The following is a 20,160-nucleotide window of genomic DNA, read 5'->3' on the forward strand; positions in this document are numbered from 1 at the left end:
GTTTACCCAGAGAGAAGCGGCGAGAGCCAGTACAGCATCGCCATCCATACGATAAATCCACCCGTCAGCAGTGCGCCTGCGCCTTTGCCAATTTGTCTTTGCCGCCGCCAGCAGAGCAGGGCAAAAATGACGCTGACAAGCAACATCACTCCGTAATCGCGCGTGAACGCCATCGGGTTAAACGGCCCCGGTGAGATCAGGGCGGGCAGGCCCGTCACGATCGCGATATTGAAAATATTCGAGCCGATGATATTACCAATGGCGATATCATCTTCACCTTTGCGCGCGCCCGCGATGGCGGTGGCCAGCTCAGGCAGACTGGTACCGATAGCAATCACCGTCAGGCCGATTGTCAGTTCGCTCATGGCGAAATAGTTTGCCAGCACCGTCGCGTTATCGACGACCATGCGCGTTGCCATCGGCATAATGATTAGCGCGACGCCCAGCCACAATAACGCCACAGGCAGCGTACCTTCACGCGGGAGTTCGGCAACCTGTTCTCGGGTCAGGCTGTCATGTCCCTGTTTTTCTGCCTGACGGGCGATTTTAACACTATACAGCAGCCATATCGCGGCGAGAGCGAGCAAGAAAATGCCATCATCGTAGCTCAGCACCCCGTCATACAGCACATAGCCCGCCAGCAAACTTACGATTAACATTAGCGGCAATTCACGGCGCAGAACATCGGAATGCACGCGAAATGGGTGCAGCAATGCGGCTAAACCTAAAATCAGTAGGATATTGACGATGTTGGAGCCAATCGCGGTGCCAATAGCAAGGTCCGTCTGGTCATGCAGCGATGCCGTGACAGAGACGATGATTTCAGGGAGTGAGGTGCCGACGCTAACCACCGTCATTCCGATGACGAGAGGGGGGACGCCAATCAGTCGGCACAAAATTGATGCGGCAAACACTAAACGGTCAGCACTGTAGACCACCAAAAGTAAACCAATTATTAACAGTGCTGTTGCTAAAAGCATCAAAAGTCCTTTCTTCAGGTATACTTGCCGGTCCACCGCGCAGGAATTGTTGGCGCTGCATACAGCCTGAGTCGTAACGAATTCCTAATTTTGACTTTATGCGCCGGAAAAGTAAAACAAATGCCAGCTTTCGCTAACCTCTACAGGCAATATTCTGTAAAAATGTGGCGTTTAGGGCTGATTTAAGCCTCATGCTTAGCCTGAGGCAGGGTAAGAAAGGAACCATAAATGAGCCAAACGATGGCGAATTTAGTCGATGTCCGTGGTGTCAGTTTCTCTCGCGGCAACCGATTGATATTTGATGATATTTCGCTGACCGTGCCGCATGGCAAAATCACCGCCATTATGGGCCCGTCAGGGATCGGTAAAACGACGTTGCTGCGTCTTATTGGGGGGCAAATTCCCCCGGACGGTGGCGAAATCCTCTTCGACGGCGAGAACGTCCCGGAGATGTCGCGCTCGCGTCTGTATACCGTCCGCAAACGCATGAGCATGCTCTTTCAGTCGGGGGCTTTGTTCACGGATATGAACGTCTTTGACAATGTGGCGTACCCGCTGCGTGAACATACCCATCTACCGCCCGAACTGCTGAAAAGCACCGTCATGATGAAGCTTGAAGCCGTTGGTCTGCGGGGCGCGGCGAAATTGATGCCGTCTGAACTCTCTGGCGGTATGGCGCGCCGTGCCGCGCTGGCGCGTGCCATTGCGCTTGAACCCGATTTAATCATGTTTGACGAACCGTTTGTGGGACAAGACCCTATCACCATGGGCGTGCTGGTGAAGTTAATTTCTGAATTAAACAGCGCGCTGGGCGTCACCTGCATTGTGGTATCTCACGATGTGCCGGAAGTGTTGAGCATTGCCGATTACGCCTACATCGTGGCGGACAAAAAGATCGTCGCACACGGTAGCGCCCAGGCGCTGCAGGAAAATTGCGATCCGCGGGTGCGGCAGTTCCTCGACGGTATTGCAGATGGCCCCGTGCCATTCCGCTACCCGGCTGGCGACTATCGTGACGATTTACTGGGAATAGGGAGTTAAGCCACTCATGCTGTTAAATGCGTTGGCTGCGCTCGGACACCGTGGCATAAAAACCATCAGGACGTTCGGGCGTGCCGGATTGATGTTATTCAACGCGCTGGTCGGCAAACCGGAATTCCGCAAGCACGCGCCTTTGCTGGTGCGGCAACTTTATAATGTCGGCGTGTTGTCGATGCTGATCATCATCGTGTCCGGTCTGTTTATTGGTATGGTGCTTGGACTGCAAGGCTACCTGGTGCTGACAACCTACAGTGCGGAAACCAGCCTCGGAATGCTGGTGGCGCTCTCGCTGCTGCGTGAGCTGGGGCCGGTTGTTGCTGCGCTGCTGTTCGCCGGACGCGCGGGCTCTGCCTTAACGGCAGAAATCGGATTGATGCGCGCCACCGAGCAACTTTCCAGTATGGAAATGATGGCGGTCGATCCGCTGCGTCGCGTTATCTCACCGCGTTTTTGGGCGGGTGTGATTTCGTTACCGTTGCTGACTATCCTCTTTGTGGCGGTCGGTATCTGGGGTGGGTCGTTAGTCGGCGTGCACTGGAAAGGTATTGATGCCGGTTTCTTCTGGTCCGCGATGCAGGACGCCATCGACCTGCGGATGGATCTTGTGAACTGTCTAATCAAGAGCGTGGTCTTTGCCATTACGGTTACCTGGATTGCGTTATTCAACGGGTATGATGCTATTCCAACCTCGGCAGGCATCAGCCGTGCAACGACACGTACCGTCGTTCATTCGTCGCTGGCCGTACTGGGTCTGGATTTTGTGCTCACCGCACTGATGTTTGGGAATTGAGTTCATGCAAACGAGAAAAAATGAAATTTGGGTTGGCGTATTCCTGTTACTGGCGCTGCTGGCAGCCCTGTTTATCTGCCTGAGAGCGGCGGATATCACCTCTGTCCGCACCGAGCCGACGTATCGCGTTTATGCCACCTTCGATAACATCGGTGGCCTGAAGGCGCGCTCACCGGTCCGTATTGGCGGCGTGGTGATTGGACGCGTATCAGACATTACGCTGGATGAGAAAACCTATCTGCCGCGCGTAGCGATGGATATTGAAGAGCGTTATAACCACATTCCTGATACCAGCTCGCTCTCCATCCGTACCTCCGGTCTGCTTGGCGAACAATATCTGGCACTTAACGTTGGCTTTGAAGATCCTGAGCTGGGAACGACTATCCTTAAAGACGGGAGCGTGATCCAGGATACGAAGTCCGCGATGGTGCTGGAAGATATGATTGGTCAGTTCCTTTACAACAGTAAGGGGGATGATAAAAAGTCTGACGCTGCCCCTGCGCAGAGTGAAGACCCTACCAATGTTGCGCCAACCCCTGGTGCTGCGAATTAATTTCAGGAGAAGTCATTCATGTTTAAACGACTGCTAATGGTTGCCATGCTGGTCATTGCCCCTCTCACTGCGGCGCAGGCTGCAGATCAGAGCAACCCGTACAAACAGATGGACGCGGCCGCGAAGAAAACCTTCGATCGTCTTAAAAACGAACAGCCGAAGATTCGTGCTAATCCTGATTACCTGCGTGATGTGGTCGATCAGGAACTGTTGCCGTATGTGCAGATCAAATATGCAGGCGCGCTGGTGCTGGGCCGCTACTACAAAGATGCGACCCCTGCACAGCGTGAGGCTTACTTTGCTGCGTTCCGTGAATACCTGAAACAGGCTTATGGCCAGGCGCTGGCGATGTACCACGGCCAGACCTACCAGATTGCGCCTGAACAGCCGCTGGGCGATGCCACCATCGTGCCTATCCGCGTGACGATTAACGATCCTAACGGCCGTCCGCCGGTTCGTCTGGACTTCCAGTGGCGTAAAAACAGCCAGACTGGAAACTGGCAGGCGTATGACATGATTGCCGAAGGGGTGAGCATGATCACCACCAAACAGAACGAGTGGAGCGACCTGCTGCGCACGAAAGGCATTGATGGCCTGACCGCACAGCTGCAGTCTATCTCTCGTCAGAAAATTACCCTGGACGAGAAGAAGTAATGTCGCAGCAACTGAGCTGGTCGCGTGAAGGCGAGACGTTAAAGCTGTCGGGTGAGCTCGATCAGGATCTGCTGAACCCGCTGTGGGATAAACGCCACGAAGCCATGCAGGGCGTGACGCTGATTGATTTAAGCGATGTCTCGCGGGTCGATACGGCGGGTGTTGCGCTGCTCACCCATCTGATCGCAGTGGGTAAAACGCAGGGGGCAAACGTCAGGCTTCACGGCGCGAGCGATAACGTCATGACCCTGGCGCAGCTTTATAATCTGCCTCAGGACGTTTTACCGCACTAATATTTTCAGTGCGTTACTTCTGAAAGCCCTGACAGTTTCATCGTCGGGGCTTTTTGCTTGTTTAAGACGACGCCACTTTGCTCTAAGATGTTGGGCTTGTTTTCACTATCAGATGATATAGACCCCATGGAAAATAATGAAATCCAGGCAGTGCTGATGAATGCGCTCACCCTTCAGGAAGCCCACGTCTCTGGCGATGGCAGTCACTTCCAGGTTATTGCTGTGGGTGAGATCTTTGACGGGATGAGTCGTGTGAAGAAACAGCAGGCTGTCTATGCGCCGCTGATGGAATACATTGCGGATAACCGCATCCACGCCCTGTCGATTAAAGCGTTCACCCCGCAAGAGTGGGCACGCGATCGCAAACTAAACGGTTTTTGAGCTGAGGGCGAGACGCCCGCAGCACGGTTGAATTTATAAGAGAGCAATTACATGGACAAATTTCGTGTACAGGGGCCAACGCGTCTCCAGGGCGAAGTCACAATTTCTGGCGCAAAAAACGCTGCGCTGCCCATCCTCTTTGCTGCATTGCTCGCGGAAGAGCCGGTAGAAATTCAGAACGTACCTAAGCTGAAAGATATCGACACCACCATGAAGTTGCTCACCCAGTTGGGCACGAAAGTCGAGCGTAACGGCTCCGTCTGGATCGACGCCAGCAACGTCAACAACTTCTCTGCGCCATACGATCTGGTGAAAACCATGCGCGCATCCATCTGGGCGCTTGGCCCGCTGGTGGCGCGTTTTGGTCAGGGTCAGGTATCACTGCCGGGCGGCTGCGCCATCGGCGCGCGTCCGGTTGACCTGCACATCTTTGGCCTGGAGAAACTGGGCGCGGAGATCAAACTGGAGGAAGGTTACGTCAAGGCGTCCGTTAACGGTCGTCTGAAAGGTGCGCACATTGTCATGGACAAAGTGAGCGTGGGCGCTACCGTCACCATTATGTCTGCGGCGACGCTGGCAGAAGGCACGACCATCATTGAAAACGCCGCGCGTGAACCGGAAATTGTAGATACCGCAAACTTCCTCGTGGCGCTGGGTGCGAAGATTTCCGGCCAGGGGACTGACCGTATCACCATCGAAGGTGTTGAACGCCTGGGCGGCGGTGTCTATCGCGTTCTGCCGGACCGTATCGAAACCGGTACCTTCCTGGTCGCTGCGGCGATCTCTGGCGGAAAGATTGTTTGTCGCAACGCACAGCCTGATACCCTGGATGCGGTGCTGGCTAAACTGCGCGATGCGGGTGCGGATATCGAAATCGGTGAAGACTGGATCAGCCTTGATATGCACGGCCAGCGTCCAAAAGCCGTCAATGTGCGTACTGCACCGCATCCTGCGTTCCCGACGGACATGCAGGCTCAGTTTACGCTGTTAAACCTGGTTGCTGAAGGCACTGGCTTCATCACTGAAACCATCTTCGAGAACCGCTTCATGCACGTACCGGAACTCATCCGTATGGGCGCACACGCTGAGATCGAAAGCAACACGGTCATTTGCCACGGCGTGGAAAAACTGTCTGGTGCGCAGGTGATGGCAACCGATCTTCGCGCATCTGCAAGCCTGGTGCTGGCGGGCTGTATCGCGGAAGGGACGACCGTTGTTGACCGTATCTACCACATCGATCGTGGCTATGAGCGTATCGAAGACAAACTGCGCGCGCTGGGTGCAAATATCGAGCGTGTGAAAGGCGAGTAATCGTTCTTGCACCCCCCTGGCCTGTAAAGGCCGGGGGATTGCTGATGCTGTTAAATTTGCAGTGTTACTTCGACTGCTCCTTCTGCAACTTCTTCTGGCGCATCGTGCGCGTTCTGTCGATAAATTCGTGAGTTATGGGGTCGTGATAGCGTGACGGCCAGATGATCCACGGGTGCGTTTCCAGCGCCGTCGCAATAATCAATTCTCCCTTCGGCCACGGGCGAGTCAGTGCGTTTGCCAGCGTCGATGAGCTCAACCCGTTACGGCGCGATTCCGCCGCCAGTGATGTCCCTTTTTTGCGCAGTGCCGCAATAATATCCGCTGAGTGCCAGTCGATCAGTTTCATATCCATAAAGCTGTCCTTGTGTTCGTTTTCACCCACGCCATTTCTCCTGAAATGACAGGGCTACTATACCTTCTTCGAACATGTGTTCTAAAAAGTTCGCGTTACTGGAAGCAATATTCAGAATATGACATGGCTTTATTCATGCGGAATGTAAGCCGATGATTTAACGTGATTAGGGAATTTATTGGTGCTTATTAGAATCTCCCCGTGTGGCCACGGGGAGAAGAGGGAAGGATTAACGATCGCGTTGTACGGCGATGTGGGCAAGGCCAATCAGCGCGTCACGCCACGGGCTGTCCGGAATCACCTGAAGTGCTTCGATGGCTTTATCTGCCTCTTCTTCAGCACGCTGACGCGTCCATTCCAGCGATCCGCAGAGTGCCATTGTTTCCAGAACAGGTTCCAGAAGATGGCGACCATTTCCTTGCTCGATCGCTTCACGGATCAGTTTCGCCTGCTCGGGGGTGCCGTGACGCATTGCATGGAGCAGCGGCAGCGTCGGTTTGCCTTCGTTCAGGTCATCCCCAACGTTTTTGCCGAGCGTTTCGCCGTCGGCACTGTAGTCCAGCAAATCATCGATCAGCTGGAAGGCAGTCCCCAGATAACGGCCATAATCCTGAAGCCCTTTTTCCTGGGCTTCAGTGCAGCCAGCAAGGATGCCAGAGCATTGCGCCGCCGCTTCAAACAGGCGCGCCGTCTTGCTGTAAATCACGCGCATGTAGTTTTCTTCGGTGATATCCGGGTCGTTAACGTTCATCAACTGCAGAACTTCACCTTCAGCGATAACGTTTACCGCTTCAGACATCACTTCCAGCACTCTCAGCGAGCCGAGGCTGGTCATCATCTGGAAAGCACGGGTATAGATGAAATCCCCCACCAGAACGCTGGCTGCGTTGCCAAATGCTGCGTTCGCGGTTGCTTTGCCACGGCGCATGTCTGATTCATCCACCACGTCATCATGCAGCAGCGTGGCTGTGTGGATAAATTCGATCAGGGCCGCAATCGTGACGTGGGCATTTCCCTGATAGCCAACGGCGCGAGCGGCCAGAATGGCAATCATCGGGCGAATGCGTTTACCGCCGCCGCTAACGATGTAATAGCCCAACTGATTGATCAGCTGAACATCAGAGTTGAGTTGCTCCAGGATTGCTGCATTCACACCCGCCATATCTTGCGCGGTTAACTCGTTGATTTTTTCTAAATTCATCGCAAAAGCCGGGCTTTTTATCCTGTTTATCCCACGGAGTGTGGGTTCACAAAGGGTTTCGGTTTATCAATAGTATCGCTGATTGTACTGAAAAAACGGCTCAGATAAACGTTACCGTACGTGTTGTGTTTTTTTTCTTCATGTATTGATGGTAGCACTTGTCAAAGGCTCGCGTTTTGCGTAATATTCGCGCCCTATTGTGAATATTTATAGCGCACTCTGATTCATACGAGGATGTGCGCGGAAGCGGAGTTTATATGTACGCGGTTTTCCAAAGTGGTGGTAAACAACACCGAGTAAGCGAAGGTCAGACCATTCGCCTGGAAAAGCTGGACATCGCAACTGGCGAATCTGTTGAATTCGCTGAAGTTCTGATGATCGCAAACGGTGAAGAAGTCAAAATCGGCGTTCCTTTCGTTGATGGCGGCGTGATCAAAGCTGAAGTTGTTGCACACGGTCGTGGCGAGAAAGTTAAAATCGTTAAGTTTCGTCGTCGTAAGCACTACCGTAAGCAGCAGGGCCACCGTCAGTGGTTCACTGATGTGAAAATTACTGGCATCAGCGCCTAAGACCTGAGGAGAGATTTAAATGGCACATAAAAAGGCTGGCGGCTCCACACGTAACGGTCGCGATTCAGAAGCTAAACGCCTTGGCGTTAAGCGTTTCGGTGGCGAATCCGTTCTGGCGGGTAGCATCATCGTTCGTCAACGTGGTACCAAATTCCACGCTGGCAACAACGTAGGTTGCGGTCGTGACCACACTCTGTTTGCTAAAGCAGACGGTAAAGTGAAATTTGAAGTTAAAGGCCCGAACAACCGTAAATACATCAGCATCGTTGCTGAGTAAGGTTTTCTCGGTCCGGTAACGGATTAAAGCCCCGCAACGTGTTGCGGGGCTTTTTACATTGGAAACCCGGAAAATTTTCTGTAGGGAAAACGGGCATGAAGCAGCAGGCCGGCATAGGTATTCTTTTGGCGCTCACCACCGCAATGTGCTGGGGTGCACTGCCAATTGCAATGAAGCAGGTACTGGACGTGATGGAGCCGCCGACGGTAGTGTTTTATCGCTTCCTGATGGCAAGCATAGGCCTCGGTGCCATTCTGGCGATCAAAGGTAAGCTTCCACCGCTGCGTCTCTTCCGAAAGCCGCGCTGGCTGGTTTTACTGGCTATTGCGACGGGCGGCCTGTTCGGTAACTTCATCCTGTTTAGCTCCTCCCTGCAATATCTCAGCCCCACGGCGTCGCAGGTGATCGGCCAGCTTTCACCGGTCGGCATGATGGTCGCCAGCGTCTTTATCCTCAAGGAGAAGATGCGCGGAACGCAGATTATCGGGGCGAGCATGCTGCTCTGTGGTCTGGTGATGTTTTTCAACACCAGCCTGGTTGAGATTTTCACCCGCCTGACGGATTACACCTGGGGTGTGATTTTCGGTGTCGGGGCAGCAACGGTCTGGGTGAGTTATGGCGTCGCGCAAAAGGTGTTATTGCGTCGTCTGGCCTCACAGCAGATCCTCCTTTTGTTGTACACTTTGTGTACAATAGCATTACTGCCGTTAGCAAAGCCGGGTGTGATTACTCAGCTTAGCGACTGGCAACTGGCGTGCCTCATCTTTTGTGGGCTTAATACGCTGGTCGGTTATGGCGCGCTGGCTGAGGCAATGGCGCGCTGGCAGGCAGCGCAGGTAAGTGCGTTAATCACGCTGACTCCGCTGTTTACGCTGTTATTTTCAGATTTGTTATCAATGGCCTGGCCCGATGTCTTCGTCAAGCCGATGCTCAACTTGTTGGGTTATCTCGGTGCGTTTGTCGTGGTTGCGGGTGCGATGTATTCCGCCATTGGTCATCGTCTCTGGGGGCGTTGGCGCAAAAATGAAGCGGTCGTAGTAGTCCCCCGCTCAGGCGAATGAGTTACGGAGAGTAAAATGAAGTTTGTTGATGAAGCGACGATTCTGGTCGTGGCAGGTGATGGCGGTAACGGTTGTGTAAGCTTCCGCCGTGAAAAATATATTCCTCGTGGCGGCCCTGACGGCGGTGACGGTGGCGATGGTGGTGACGTGTGGCTGGAGGCGGATGAAAACCTCAACACGCTGATCGACTACCGTTTCGAAAAATCTTTCCGTGCCGAGCGCGGCCAGAACGGCCAGAGCCGTGACTGTACGGGTAAACGTGGTAAAGACGTCAACATCAAGGTTCCGGTCGGTACGCGAGTGATTGATCAGGGCACCGGTGAAACCATGGGTGATATGACCAAACACGGTCAGCGCCTGCTGGTTGCTAAAGGTGGCTGGCACGGTCTGGGTAACAGCCGTTTCAAATCATCGGTTAACCGTGCTCCGCGTCAGAAAACCATGGGGACACCGGGCGATACGCGCGAGCTGCAGCTGGAACTGATGCTGCTGGCTGACGTCGGTATGCTGGGTATGCCTAACGCCGGTAAATCGACGTTTATCCGTGCTGTATCAGCCGCTAAGCCAAAAGTGGCGGATTATCCGTTTACGACGCTGGTGCCAAGCTTGGGCGTTGTCCGTATGGACCACGAAAAGAGCTTTGTTGTCGCTGATATCCCTGGTTTGATCGAGGGCGCGGCAGAAGGCGCAGGACTGGGTATTCGCTTCCTGAAACACCTTGAGCGCTGCCGCGTATTGCTGCACATCGTTGACATTAATCCAATCGATGAGTCCGATCCGGTCGAAAACGCCCGTATCATCATTGGCGAACTTGAAAAATACAGCGAAAAACTCGCAGGTAAGCCACGCTGGCTGGTCTTTAACAAGATCGACCTGATGGATAAAGCCGAAGCTGAAGCAAAAGCGAAAGCCATTGCTGAAGCGATGGGTTGGGAAGATAAATATTACCTGATCTCTGCGGCAAGCCAGGTTGGCGTGAAAGATCTCTGCTGGGATGTGATGACCTTTATCATCGAGAACCCAATCGTTCAGGCGGAAGAGGCTAAACAGCCTGAAAAAGTCGAATTCATGTGGGATGACTACCACCGTCAGCAGCTCGAAGAGCTGGAAGCGGAAGACGATGATGAAGACTGGGACGATGACTGGGATGAAGACGACGAAGAAGGCGTTGAGTTCATCTACAAGCATTAATACCTGAAAGAAGCCCCGCTAAGGGGCTTTTTTTTATCCTAACGTCGACGGCAACCAGCAGCTGGCGATTAAGCCGCCCTCAGCGCCGTTCTCCAGCATTAAATTACCATGGTGGAGTTGAACGATACGCTGAACAATACTCAGCCCCAGGCCGCTGCCACCGTAGCGCTGGTCGAGCCGACGGAAAGGCTCGGTAATGGACTGTCGATGTGCCTCATCGATTCCAGGGCCCTGATCCACCACGCTGACCTGCGTTCCGCCGTCAATTTCCACTAATTTGACTTCGATGGTCGTCCCCGTTGGGCTATAGCGGGCGGCATTCTCCAGCAAATTTCTGAGCATCAGGCGCAGGAGTACGGCGTCTCCCTGCACGGTAAGAGTGCTTTCAGCGGGCCATATCACCGTATGGTCTTTGGCTTCGTGCTCAAGACCCAGCGGCGCAATAATATTCTCTGTCCAGTGGACCGTATCGTAGTGACCGCTTGCCATCGCCTGTCCGGCTCGCGCCAGCATCAGCAGCTGTTCAACGGTGTGCATCAACTGATCGATACGACTAATCAACGTGGTGGCTTGTGGTGAGCCAGACTGGGCCATTAATTCCAGATGCAACCGAATCCCGGCAAGCGGTGTGCGTAGCTCGTGTGCGGCATCAGCGGTGAAAAGACGCTCCTGCTGTAAGGTATGATCAAGACGCGCCAGCAGTTGGTTTAGCGATGTCGTCACTGCGCCAATTTCTTCCATATCGGAATACATGGGCAGCGGCGTTAGATTGTCGGCTGACCGGTTGGCCAGGCTGGCACGTAATTTGTTAAGCGGCCGGGTTATCCAGGTCACCGCCCAGAAGGAGAAGAGCAGGGTAAAACCGACCATCACCAGAGAAGGGACCAGCAGAGACGCAATCGCTTCACGGATCTCTTTCTCAACGTGCTTGTTACGTGCTTTCGCCGAGAGTGTTTCATTCACCAGAAAGCCAATCTGTTCACGGCTTTCATGCCATAACCAAATCACGCTGATAAGTTGAAAAAACAATAGGATAATCGCCAGCAAAACCATTAATCGCCGACGCATACTGTTCATTTCTGGCTCTCCAGGCGGTATCCGACGCCACGGACTGTTTTGATCCGTTCTTTGCCGAGCTTGCGGCGCAGATTGTGAATATGAACTTCAAGGGTATTTGAACCCGGATCGTCCTGCCAGGAGTAGATATCCTGCTGCAGCGTCTCGCGATGTACCGTTTGACCGCTCCGCATGATGAGACGCGTCAGGAGGGCAAATTCTTTTGGGGTCACTTCGACAGGCTGGGACTTACGCAACACCTGTTGCGTCTGAAGATTCAGCGTAATATCACCGTCAGTCAGCATGTTATCGCTGTGTCCCTGATAGCGGCGGATCAATGCCCGCACGCGCGCCTGAAGTTCTGCGAGGGCAAAAGGTTTCACCAGATAATCATCCGCACCGGAGTCCAGACCGTGAATGCGGTCTTCAATGGCATCGCGCGCCGTGAGGATCAGCACTGGATTTTCAACGCCACGGCGGCGCCACTGGCTGAGCAGCGTCGCGCCGTCTTTATCCGGTAAACCTAAATCGAGGATCACCAGGCTATATTCACCGCTCTGGATCAGCGCATCGGCTTCTGCCGCCGTAGCGGCGCAATCGAGCGCGTATCCTTCATTCGCCAGCGCGAGCGCCAACCCTTCCTGCAATAACAAATCGTCTTCAACTATGAGTAGTTTCATCGTTAGTTATTCTGGTAGATGTCCTTGTATAGCCTGCTTTCGAAGCGCACCAGCGGAATACGGCGATTACGCTGATCGGTCGGTTCGACGGCATAGCCGGAAAGATACTGCACGAATGCCATGCGTTGTCCGCTGGCTGTGGTGATAAAGCCTGCAAGGTTATAAACCCCCTGCAGCGAACCTGTTTTCGCTGACACTTTGCCATCAACACCCGCAGCATGAAGCCCTGCCCGATACTGAAGCGAACCGTCATGCCCGGCAAGTGGCAGCATCGAAATAAAGTTTAGCTCAGTGTCATGTTGGGCAATGTACTGAAGCACTTGCATCATGGTGGCTGGGGAGATCAGATTGTGACGCGATAACCCGGAGCCATCGACGGCGATGGTATTACCAAGATCGATCCCCGCCTGCTGGCGCAGGATCTGACGAACGGCGTCTGACCCCGCACGCCAGGTACCGGGTACGCCGAAACGGGCGTGACCAATCATGCGGAACACGGTGTCAGCAATCATGTTATCTGACTTTTTCAGCATAATCCTAAGCAGGTCATGTAGCGGCGCAGACTGTTTGCTGGCGATGATGGTACCCGGTTGATTAACCTGTGTCTGACGCATCAGTGAGCCAGAATAGGTGATGCCAGCCTGTTTCAGTTCGTCTTTCAGTATCGCACCCGCATAACCCGCTCCGTCCTGAATGGCGAAGGCCAGCGGCAACGGATCGGCACGCTGCGTCAGGCAGCCGGTGAGTGTGAAACGGTTAAGATCGCCCGGCACGACGTCCAGTTCGCAATACTGCGCATCCGGCGATCCTTTTGCTAATGTGCGTACCTGGCTGAACATCGTGACCGGGTAGTAGGATGCCACGCGTATAAAGGCTAAATCATCCGGCTTGGGGGCGCTGTAGAGCGACACGGAGAAGCAGTTACGGTCAACGATGGCCGCAGCAGGCGGGGCGCTAAAGCACTGCGTCATGTCATTCCACGGCCAGCCGGGCGCTTTATCGTGGCTGGCGAAAATGGAGGTATCGATCAGCACGTTGCCATCGATTTTTGTTACGCCGGATTTTTTCAGCACCGCCACCATATTGCGGATATCCTGGCGCTTGAAGGTTGGATCACCCCCAAAGCGGGCAATCAGATCGCCTTTCAGTTCGCCACCTTCGACGTTACCTTTAGTCTCAAGCGTGGTAGTAAACCGGAAGTCAGGGCCAAGCTGAAGCAGGGCGGCGAGCGCAGTGATCACCTTCTGGGTACTGGCAGGCAGCGCCATCTGTTGACTGTGAAAGTCAATGTCAGGGGCCTGGGCGCCAACCTTCTGCACCATTAGCGCAAGGTTAGCGCCTGCGGGCAGCTGATTAATGTACTCATCAACGTTCGCGGCCTGAGCGGCGAACGCCATACTGGTAGTCAATCCGATGATAAAACTGGAAAATCGCATAATCTCGCGCTAACAACCCGAAAACAAACCGTCATACTACGGTGCATAGCACTGCAAAGTAAACGATGACCCATAGTGAACTTCGCGGTAAAATGCGTATCAAATTGAAAAATTGCTGCTGACCTGGGGCGTTGCTCCCGGGTCGGTTTTCTTTTTGCTTCTTGCCCGCTTAGGGGGGCAGGAGCAGGGAACACTGCTCCCAACAGGAATGTTTAAGAGGTATAACAAATGCAAGCTATTCCGATGACCTTACGTGGTGCCGAAAAACTGCGCGAAGAGCTGGATTTTCTGAAATCCGTGCGTCGCCCTGAAATCATCGCCGCTATCGCGGATGCGCGCGAGCATGGCGACCTGAAAGAGAACGCTGAATACCATGCGGCGCGTGAGCAGCAGGGCTTCTGTGAAGGGCGTATTAAAGACATCGAAGCAAAGCTGTCTAATGCGCAGGTGATCGACATCACTAAGATGCCAAACAATGGCCGCGTGATCTTTGGTTCTACCGTGAGCGTCCTGAACCTGGACAACGACGAAGAGCAAACGTATCGCATCGTGGGTGACGATGAGGCTGACTTTAAGCAGAACCTGATTTCAGTGAACTCACCCATCGCGCGTGGCCTGATTGGCAAAGAGCAAGACGATGTAGTCGTGATCCGTACCCCTGGTGGTGAAGTGGAATACGAAATTATTAAGGTCGAGTACCTGTAATTCGCTTCTCCACTGAGATGTTGATACATTGTAAAGAAAAGAAAAAGGCCGCATAGCGGCCTTTTAACAACTCAAGGAGCGTGGCATTTTGCTCACCTGCTGACAGAAATCCCTCGTTTTACACAGAAAATGTGTTCGATTAGGGATATCCTTAACGTGGCAGCGAGATTTTGCGCTCTTTAGATGGGCGGTAGAGCACCAGCGTTTTACCGATGACCTGTACATTACAGGCGCCGGTTTCGCGCACGATGGCTTCCACGATCAGGTTTTTAGTGTCTCTGTCTTCAGAGGCGATTTTCACCTTGATCAGCTCGTGGTGTTCCAGCGCTTGTTCAATCTCGGCAAGCACCCCTTCGGTCAAACCATTGTTGCCAAGCATAACTACAGGCTTGAGCGGATGTGCCAGACCTTTAAGGTGCTGTTTTTGTTTAGTACTCAGATTCATCGTATATTTTTGCTTACGTTGGGATTGAAAACGGTTCATTCTACCGCCATCTCCCTAATATCGCCAAATAGCAGCGTAGAAATTTACGTCAAAGGTAAGCAACGATGAACCCGGACGGAAAAGTTAAATGACAGGTAAAAAGCGTTCTGCCAGTTCCAGCCGCTGGCTTCAGGAACACTTTAGCGATAAATATGTTCTGCAGGCGCAGAAAAAGGGGTTACGTTCCCGCGCCTGGTTTAAACTTGATGAAATACAGCAAAGTGACAAACTTTTTAAACCGGGGATGACGGTTGTTGACCTCGGTGCTGCCCCTGGCGGATGGTCCCAGTATGCGGTAACGCAGATCGGCGGAGCGGGTCGAATCATCGCATGCGATCTTTTACCAATGGATCCCATCGTCGGTGTCGACTTCCTTCAGGGCGATTTTCGTGATGAATTAGTGCTAAAAGCGTTACTTGAACGTGTGGGTGACAGTAAGGTCCAGGTTGTCATGTCTGATATGGCACCAAATATGTGCGGAACACCGGCGGTGGATATCCCCCGCGGCATGTATCTGGTGGAGCTAGCGTTAGAAATGTGTCGTGATGTACTAGCGCCTGGTGGTAGTTTTGTTGTGAAGGTGTTTCAGGGCGAAGGTTTCGAGGAGTACCTTAAGGAAATTCGCTCCCTGTTTGCGAAGGTTAAAGTTCGTAAGCCGGACTCTTCCCGGGCGCGTTCCCGTGAAGTGTATATTGTAGCGACCGGGCGAAAATGATAACCGGTAGATTTCAGGCGAAAGTTTGAATGAAACTGGATATAGAGTATCCTGACGCTGTTTTTAACACAGTTGTAATGTGAGGTTAATCCCTTGAGTGACATGGCGAAAAACCTAATTCTCTGGCTGGTCATTGCCGTCGTGCTGATGTCAGTATTCCAGAGCTTTGGGCCCAGCGAGTCGAATGGCCGCAAGGTGGATTATTCTACCTTCCTGCAGGAGGTCAATCAGGACCAGGTTCGCGAAGCGCGTATCAACGGACGTGAGATAAACGTTACCAAGAAAGATAGTAACCGTTACACGACCTACATCCCGGTGAACGATCCTAAGCTGCTCGATAACCTTCTGACTAAAAACGTCAAAGTGGTCGGCGAGCCGCCAGAAGAACCAAGCCTGCTGGCTTCTATCTTCATTTCCTGGTTCCCGATGCTGCTTCTTATCGGCGTCTGGATCTTCTTTATGCGTCAGATGCAGGGCGGCGGTGGCAAAGGTGCCATGTCGTTCGGTAAGAGCAAAGCGCGTATGCTGACGGAAGATCAGATCAAGACCACGTTTGCTGACGTTGCAGGTTGTGACGAAGCAAAAGAAGAAGTGGGCGAGCTGGTTGAATACCTGCGTGAGCCGAGCCGTTTCCAGAAACTGGGCGGTAAGATCCCGAAAGGCGTTCTGATGGTGGGTCCTCCGGGTACCGGTAAAACCCTGCTGGCGAAAGCTATCGCGGGTGAAGCGAAGGTGCCGTTCTTTACTATTTCAGGTTCTGACTTCGTCGAAATGTTCGTGGGTGTGGGTGCATCTCGTGTGCGTGACATGTTCGAACAGGCCAAGAAGGCAGCACCGTGCATCATCTTCATCGATGAAATCGACGCCGTAGGCCGCCAGCGTGGCGCAGGTCTGGGCGGTGGTCATGATGAACGTGAGCAGACGCTGAACCAGATGCTGGTTGAAATGGACGGCTTCGAAGGTAACGAAGGTATTATCGTTATCGCGGCGACTAACCGTCCGGACGTACTTGACCCAGCGCTGCTGCGTCCAGGCCGTTTCGACCGTCAGGTCGTGGTGGGGCTGCCGGATGTTCGCGGTCGTGAACAGATTCTGAAAGTCCACATGCGTCGCGTACCGCTGGCGCCAGATATCGACGCAGCAATTATTGCGCGCGGTACCCCGGGCTTCTCCGGTGCGGACCTGGCTAACCTGGTCAACGAAGCTGCCCTGTTTGCCGCTCGCGGTAACAAGCGCGTGGTGTCCATGGTGGAGTTCGAGAAAGCGAAAGACAAAATCATGATGGGTGCGGAACGTCGCTCCATGGTGATGACGGAAGCGCAGAAAGAGTCCACGGCATACCACGAAGCCGGTCACGCGATTATCGGTCGCCTGGTACCGGAACACGATCCGGTGCATAAAGTGACGATTATCCCACGTGGTCGCGCGCTGGGTGTGACCTTCTTCCTGCCTGAAGGCGACGCGATCAGCGCCAGCCGTCAGAAGCTGGAAAGCCAGATCTCGACCCTGTACGGCGGTCGTCTGGCAGAAGAGATTATCTATGGTGTGGAACATGTTTCTACCGGTGCGTCCAACGACATCAAAGTCGCGACAAACCTGGCACGTAACATGGTGACGCAGTGGGGCTTCTCCGACAAACTCGGTCCGCTGCTGTATGCAGAGGAAGAGGGTGAAGTGTTCCTGGGCCGTTCTGTGGCTAAAGCGAAACATATGTCCGATGAGACGGCACGTATCATCGACCAGGAAGTAAAATCTTTGGTAGAGCGTAACTATGCACGCGCTCGCCAGATCCTGAACGACAATATGGACATCCTGCATTCGATGAAAGATGCGCTCATGAAATATGAGACCATCGATGCACCGCAGATTGACGACCTGATGGCGCGCCGTGAAGTGCGTCCGCCAGCTGGCTGGGAAGATCCAGGTGCTTCCAACAATTCTGACAACAATGGCACCCCGCGTGCGCCGCGCCCGGTTGATGAACCGCGTACGCCAAACCCGGGTAATACCATGTCAGAACAGTTGGGCGACAAGTAAGTCTCTTCTGTTGAAATGTTTGTCTGTACCTCAAACCCTGGAGCTTGCTCCGGGGTTTTTCTTATCCGTTAAACCTTATAAATACCAGGGATTTTAGCCATGAAACTCTTCGCCCAGGACTCGCATCTCGATCTCTCGCATCCGCATGTGATGGGGATCCTGAATGTTACCCCTGACTCCTTCTCTGACGGCGGCACGCATAACACGCTTATCGAGGCGGTTAAGCACGCAAATTTAATGATCAATGCAGGTGCCACCATCATTGATGTCGGTGGGGAATCGACGCGCCCAGGCGCGGCGGACGTTTCTGTGGAAGAAGAGCTGGCGCGCGTGGTGCCCGTGGTTGAGGCCATTGCTCAGCGATTTGAGGTGTGGATCTCCGTTGACACCTCCAAGCCTGAGGTGATTCGTGAAGTGGCGAGAGTGGGCGCTCACATTATCAATGACATTCGCTCACTGACTGAGCCTGGGGCGATTGAGGCGGCTGCGGAAACTGGCCTGCCGGTCTGCCTGATGCACATGCAGGGGCAGCCGAAAACCATGCAGGAAGCGCCGAAGTACGACGATGTTTTTGCCGACGTGAATCGCTTCTTTATTGAGCATATTGCACGCTGCGAGCGTGCGGGTATCGCAAAAGAGAAATTGCTGCTCGACCCGGGGTTCGGTTTCGGTAAAAATCTCTCTCACAATTATGCGCTGCTTGCGCGCTTATCAGAATTTCATCACTTCGGCCTGCCGTTGCTGGTGGGGATGTCGAGAAAGTCGATGATTGGGCAGTTGCTGAATGTGGGGCCGAGTGAACGCCTGAGTGGTAGCCTGGCCTGCGCGGTGATCGCAGCGATGCAAGGCGCGCACATTATTCGTGTCCATGACGTAAAAGAAACAGTAGAAGCCATGCGTGTGGTGGAAGCCACACTGGCAGCGAAGGAAAACAAACGCTATGAGTAATCGTAAATATTTTGGTACCGATGGTATCCGTGGGCGCGTAGGCGATGCTCCAATCACCCCTGATTTTGTCCTGAAGCTGGGCTGGGCTGCTGGCAAGGTGCTGGCACGTCATGGTTCCCGTAAGATCATCATCGGTAAAGACACCCGTATTTCAGGCTATATGCTGGAATCTGCGCTGGAAGCCGGTCTGGCAGCGGCGGGGCTTTCTGCCTCCTTTACAGGCCCAATGCCAACGCCTGCTGTGGCTTACCTGACGCGCACCTTCCGTGCGGAAGCGGGGATTGTTATCTCGGCTTCCCATAACCCGTTCTACGACAACGGCATCAAGTTCTTCTCCATTGACGGCACCAAGCTGCCGGATGATGTTGAAGAGGCCATTGAAGCGGAAATGGAAAAAGAGATCACCTGTGTCGACTCCGCTGAGCTGGGTAAAGCGAACCGTATCGTCGATGCCGCGGGTCGCTATATCGAATTCTGCAAAGGAACCTTCCCGAATGAGCTGAGTCTGGCCCATCTTAAAATTGTGGTGGACTGTGCAAACGGCGCGACCTACCACATTGCTCCGAATGTTTTCCGCGAGCTGGGTGCGAAAGTCATCACCATCGGCTGTGAGCCGGATGGTCTTAACATCAACGAAGAAGTGGGGGCGACGGACGTGCGTGCCCTGCAGGCGCGCGTGCTGGCGGAAAAAGCCGATCTGGGTATTGCCCTCGATGGCGACGGTGACCGTGTGATCATGGTCGACCACGAAGGTAACAAGGTCGACGGCGATCAGATCCTCTACATCATTGCACGTGAAGGTCTGCGTCAGGGGCAGTTGCGTGGCGGCGCGGTAGGTACGCTGATGAGCAACATGGGCCTGGAACTGGCGCTGAAACAGCTCGGTATTCCGTTTGTCCGCGCGAAAGTGGGAGACCGCTATGTGCTGGAAAAATTGCAGGAGAAGGGCTGGCGAATCGGTGCGGAAAACTCCGGTCACGTGATCCTGCTCGATAAAACCACCACCGGTGACGGCATCGTGGCGGGTCTGCAGGTTGTTGCTGCCATGGCGCGCAACCACATGAGCCTGCACGATCTCTGCAGCGGTATGAAGATGTTCCCGCAAATCCTCGTTAACGTGCGTTTCACAGCGGGTAAAGGCGATCCGCTTGAAAATGACAACGTGAAAGCGGTGATGGCTGACGTTGAAGCGGCCCTGGGCAATCGTGGCCGTGTACTGCTGCGTAAATCGGGTACCGAGCCACTGATTCGCGTGATGGTTGAAGGCGAAGACGAAGCGCAGGTGACTGAATTCGCGCATCGCATTGCGGATGCGGTGAAAGCTGCATAACTTTTCACAGTAAGTGTTTAAAAAGGCGGCGCTTGCCGCCTTTGTTTTAAGCATTTAATGGCTTTTTGCTGTTTTTTTCCGCAGTTGATACAATGCGTCGAAAATGCCCTTGCGA

Annotated in this window: 23 protein-coding genes; 16 read left to right on the top strand and 7 right to left on the bottom strand. The window is 53.6% G+C overall.

Features of this window, described 5'->3' with window-relative positions:
• Nucleotides 1-2 precede the first annotated feature (2 nt).
• Entirely contained in the window at nt 3-980 is a 978-nt protein-coding gene (locus EXW94_RS10635; protein WP_089597745.1) for a calcium/sodium antiporter, read from the bottom strand.
• 228 nt (nt 981-1,208) lie between these two features.
• Here EXW94_RS10635 and mlaF point away from each other — a divergent pair, with 228 nt between their 5' ends.
• From mlaF to murA, 7 genes are all read left to right on the top strand, one after another.
• A complete protein-coding gene (mlaF, locus tag EXW94_RS10640; protein WP_010436047.1) occupies nt 1,209-2,021 on the top strand; it encodes a phospholipid ABC transporter ATP-binding protein MlaF in 813 nt (270 codons plus the stop codon).
• Nucleotides 2,022-2,028: 7 nt separating this feature from the next.
• Entirely contained in the window at nt 2,029-2,811 is a 783-nt protein-coding gene (gene mlaE, locus EXW94_RS10645; RefSeq protein WP_010436044.1) for a lipid asymmetry maintenance ABC transporter permease subunit MlaE, read from the top strand.
• 4 nt (nt 2,812-2,815) lie between these two features.
• Nucleotides 2,816-3,364, top strand: a complete 549-nt coding sequence (gene mlaD, locus EXW94_RS10650) for an outer membrane lipid asymmetry maintenance protein MlaD (RefSeq protein WP_010436042.1) — start codon at nt 2,816-2,818, stop codon at nt 3,362-3,364.
• 18 nt (nt 3,365-3,382) lie between these two features.
• Nucleotides 3,383-4,018 carry a phospholipid-binding protein MlaC gene (gene mlaC, locus EXW94_RS10655; protein ID WP_010436040.1) on the top strand — a complete coding sequence of 212 codons (636 nt, stop codon included), beginning with the start codon at nt 3,383-3,385 and terminating at the stop codon, nt 4,016-4,018.
• Entirely contained in the window at nt 4,018-4,311 is a 294-nt protein-coding gene (gene mlaB, locus EXW94_RS10660) for a lipid asymmetry maintenance protein MlaB (RefSeq protein WP_108416127.1), read from the top strand. Before mlaC ends, mlaB begins: the two co-directional genes overlap by 1 nt.
• A gap of 126 nt (nt 4,312-4,437) precedes the next feature.
• On the top strand, nt 4,438-4,692 hold the full coding sequence (gene ibaG / locus EXW94_RS10665; RefSeq protein ID WP_108416128.1) for a BolA family iron metabolism protein IbaG: 255 nt from the start codon (nt 4,438-4,440) through the stop codon (nt 4,690-4,692).
• A gap of 51 nt (nt 4,693-4,743) precedes the next feature.
• Nucleotides 4,744-6,003: a UDP-N-acetylglucosamine 1-carboxyvinyltransferase gene (gene murA / locus EXW94_RS10670; RefSeq protein ID WP_089597743.1), complete on the top strand. Its 1,260-nt coding sequence runs from the start codon at nt 4,744-4,746 to the stop codon at nt 6,001-6,003.
• Between the two features lie 64 nt (nt 6,004-6,067).
• Here the strand turns inward: murA and sfsB are convergent, their stop codons facing one another.
• Nucleotides 6,068-6,355 (bottom strand): DNA-binding transcriptional regulator SfsB, encoded by a 288-nt coding sequence (gene sfsB, locus EXW94_RS10675; protein WP_010436030.1) that lies wholly within the window; start codon nt 6,353-6,355, stop codon nt 6,068-6,070.
• A 229-nt stretch (nt 6,356-6,584) separates the two neighbouring features.
• The gene (gene ispB / locus EXW94_RS10680; protein ID WP_108416129.1) at nt 6,585-7,556 is read right to left on the bottom strand and encodes an octaprenyl diphosphate synthase; all 972 of its coding nucleotides are present in this window, start codon (nt 7,554-7,556) and stop codon (nt 6,585-6,587) included.
• Nucleotides 7,557-7,813: 257 nt separating this feature from the next.
• Here ispB and rplU point away from each other — a divergent pair, with 257 nt between their 5' ends.
• From rplU to cgtA, 4 genes are all read left to right on the top strand, one after another.
• Nucleotides 7,814-8,125 (top strand): 50S ribosomal protein L21, encoded by a 312-nt coding sequence (gene rplU / locus EXW94_RS10685; RefSeq protein ID WP_010436026.1) that lies wholly within the window; start codon nt 7,814-7,816, stop codon nt 8,123-8,125.
• A 19-nt stretch (nt 8,126-8,144) separates the two neighbouring features.
• On the top strand, nt 8,145-8,402 hold the full coding sequence (gene rpmA, locus EXW94_RS10690; RefSeq protein WP_004385076.1) for a 50S ribosomal protein L27: 258 nt from the start codon (nt 8,145-8,147) through the stop codon (nt 8,400-8,402).
• Nucleotides 8,403-8,497: 95 nt separating this feature from the next.
• The gene (locus EXW94_RS10695; RefSeq protein ID WP_010436020.1) at nt 8,498-9,463 is read left to right on the top strand and encodes a DMT family transporter; all 966 of its coding nucleotides are present in this window, start codon (nt 8,498-8,500) and stop codon (nt 9,461-9,463) included.
• A 15-nt stretch (nt 9,464-9,478) separates the two neighbouring features.
• A complete protein-coding gene (gene cgtA, locus EXW94_RS10700) occupies nt 9,479-10,654 on the top strand; it encodes an Obg family GTPase CgtA (RefSeq protein WP_029739622.1) in 1,176 nt (391 codons plus the stop codon).
• 33 nt (nt 10,655-10,687) lie between these two features.
• Here the strand turns inward: cgtA and pmrB are convergent, their stop codons facing one another.
• From pmrB to dacB, 3 genes are read right to left on the bottom strand one after another with little or no spacing between them, the layout of a single operon-like run.
• Nucleotides 10,688-11,731 (bottom strand): two-component system sensor histidine kinase PmrB, encoded by a 1,044-nt coding sequence (pmrB, locus tag EXW94_RS10705; protein ID WP_108416130.1) that lies wholly within the window; start codon nt 11,729-11,731, stop codon nt 10,688-10,690.
• The gene (gene pmrA / locus EXW94_RS10710; RefSeq protein WP_042714459.1) at nt 11,728-12,390 is read right to left on the bottom strand and encodes a two-component system response regulator PmrA; all 663 of its coding nucleotides are present in this window, start codon (nt 12,388-12,390) and stop codon (nt 11,728-11,730) included. Before pmrA ends, pmrB begins: the two co-directional genes overlap by 4 nt.
• Nucleotides 12,391-12,392: 2 nt before the next feature.
• Nucleotides 12,393-13,826 (bottom strand): serine-type D-Ala-D-Ala carboxypeptidase, encoded by a 1,434-nt coding sequence (gene dacB / locus EXW94_RS10715; protein WP_100166519.1) that lies wholly within the window; start codon nt 13,824-13,826, stop codon nt 12,393-12,395.
• Nucleotides 13,827-14,054: 228 nt separating this feature from the next.
• Between dacB and greA the strand changes: the two genes are divergently transcribed.
• Nucleotides 14,055-14,531, top strand: coding sequence for a transcription elongation factor GreA (gene greA / locus EXW94_RS10720; protein ID WP_010436008.1), 477 nt, complete (start codon nt 14,055-14,057; stop codon nt 14,529-14,531).
• A 151-nt stretch (nt 14,532-14,682) separates the two neighbouring features.
• Here the strand turns inward: greA and yhbY are convergent, their stop codons facing one another.
• Complete coding sequence (gene yhbY / locus EXW94_RS10725) at nt 14,683-14,976, bottom strand: ribosome assembly RNA-binding protein YhbY (RefSeq protein WP_003861814.1); 294 nt, start codon at nt 14,974-14,976, stop codon at nt 14,683-14,685.
• 127 nt (nt 14,977-15,103) lie between these two features.
• Between yhbY and rlmE the strand changes: the two genes are divergently transcribed.
• From rlmE to glmM, 4 genes are all read left to right on the top strand, one after another.
• A complete protein-coding gene (rlmE, locus tag EXW94_RS10730) occupies nt 15,104-15,730 on the top strand; it encodes a 23S rRNA (uridine(2552)-2'-O)-methyltransferase RlmE (RefSeq protein ID WP_010436004.1) in 627 nt (208 codons plus the stop codon).
• 102 nt (nt 15,731-15,832) lie between these two features.
• The gene (gene ftsH / locus EXW94_RS10735) at nt 15,833-17,767 is read left to right on the top strand and encodes an ATP-dependent zinc metalloprotease FtsH (protein WP_010436002.1); all 1,935 of its coding nucleotides are present in this window, start codon (nt 15,833-15,835) and stop codon (nt 17,765-17,767) included.
• A gap of 99 nt (nt 17,768-17,866) precedes the next feature.
• Entirely contained in the window at nt 17,867-18,715 is an 849-nt protein-coding gene (folP, locus tag EXW94_RS10740; RefSeq protein WP_010436001.1) for a dihydropteroate synthase, read from the top strand.
• Nucleotides 18,708-20,045 carry a phosphoglucosamine mutase gene (gene glmM, locus EXW94_RS10745; protein WP_010436000.1) on the top strand — a complete coding sequence of 446 codons (1,338 nt, stop codon included), beginning with the start codon at nt 18,708-18,710 and terminating at the stop codon, nt 20,043-20,045. The genes folP and glmM overlap by 8 nt, the downstream gene beginning before the upstream one ends.
• The last annotated feature ends 115 nt before the right edge of the window (nt 20,046-20,160 follow it).

Source organism: Enterobacter sp. JMULE2, assembly GCF_013337145.1.
GTDB lineage: Bacteria > Pseudomonadota > Gammaproteobacteria > Enterobacterales > Enterobacteriaceae > Enterobacter > Enterobacter mori.

Coding starts and splice junctions, on each gene's coding strand:
- pmrB (WP_108416130.1), bottom strand. CDS start 11,731: ATGAACAGTATGCGTCGGCGATTAATGGTTTTGCTGGCGATTATCCTA.
- cgtA (WP_029739622.1), top strand. CDS start 9,479: ATGAAGTTTGTTGATGAAGCGACGATTCTGGTCGTGGCAGGTGATGGC.
- mlaB (WP_108416127.1), top strand. CDS start 4,018: ATGTCGCAGCAACTGAGCTGGTCGCGTGAAGGCGAGACGTTAAAGCTG.
- dacB (WP_100166519.1), bottom strand. CDS start 13,826: ATGCGATTTTCCAGTTTTATCATCGGATTGACTACCAGTATGGCGTTC.
- murA (WP_089597743.1), top strand. CDS start 4,744: ATGGACAAATTTCGTGTACAGGGGCCAACGCGTCTCCAGGGCGAAGTC.
- EXW94_RS10635 (WP_089597745.1), bottom strand. CDS start 980: ATGCTTTTAGCAACAGCACTGTTAATAATTGGTTTACTTTTGGTGGTC.
- mlaE (WP_010436044.1), top strand. CDS start 2,029: ATGCTGTTAAATGCGTTGGCTGCGCTCGGACACCGTGGCATAAAAACC.
- rplU (WP_010436026.1), top strand. CDS start 7,814: ATGTACGCGGTTTTCCAAAGTGGTGGTAAACAACACCGAGTAAGCGAA.
- folP (WP_010436001.1), top strand. CDS start 17,867: ATGAAACTCTTCGCCCAGGACTCGCATCTCGATCTCTCGCATCCGCAT.
- EXW94_RS10695 (WP_010436020.1), top strand. CDS start 8,498: ATGAAGCAGCAGGCCGGCATAGGTATTCTTTTGGCGCTCACCACCGCA.
- rlmE (WP_010436004.1), top strand. CDS start 15,104: ATGACAGGTAAAAAGCGTTCTGCCAGTTCCAGCCGCTGGCTTCAGGAA.
- mlaD (WP_010436042.1), top strand. CDS start 2,816: ATGCAAACGAGAAAAAATGAAATTTGGGTTGGCGTATTCCTGTTACTG.
- ftsH (WP_010436002.1), top strand. CDS start 15,833: ATGGCGAAAAACCTAATTCTCTGGCTGGTCATTGCCGTCGTGCTGATG.
- pmrA (WP_042714459.1), bottom strand. CDS start 12,390: ATGAAACTACTCATAGTTGAAGACGATTTGTTATTGCAGGAAGGGTTG.
- ispB (WP_108416129.1), bottom strand. CDS start 7,556: ATGAATTTAGAAAAAATCAACGAGTTAACCGCGCAAGATATGGCGGGT.
- mlaC (WP_010436040.1), top strand. CDS start 3,383: ATGTTTAAACGACTGCTAATGGTTGCCATGCTGGTCATTGCCCCTCTC.
- glmM (WP_010436000.1), top strand. CDS start 18,708: ATGAGTAATCGTAAATATTTTGGTACCGATGGTATCCGTGGGCGCGTA.
- mlaF (WP_010436047.1), top strand. CDS start 1,209: ATGAGCCAAACGATGGCGAATTTAGTCGATGTCCGTGGTGTCAGTTTC.
- yhbY (WP_003861814.1), bottom strand. CDS start 14,976: ATGAATCTGAGTACTAAACAAAAACAGCACCTTAAAGGTCTGGCACAT.
- greA (WP_010436008.1), top strand. CDS start 14,055: ATGCAAGCTATTCCGATGACCTTACGTGGTGCCGAAAAACTGCGCGAA.
- ibaG (WP_108416128.1), top strand. CDS start 4,438: ATGGAAAATAATGAAATCCAGGCAGTGCTGATGAATGCGCTCACCCTT.
- sfsB (WP_010436030.1), bottom strand. CDS start 6,355: ATGGATATGAAACTGATCGACTGGCACTCAGCGGATATTATTGCGGCA.
- rpmA (WP_004385076.1), top strand. CDS start 8,145: ATGGCACATAAAAAGGCTGGCGGCTCCACACGTAACGGTCGCGATTCA.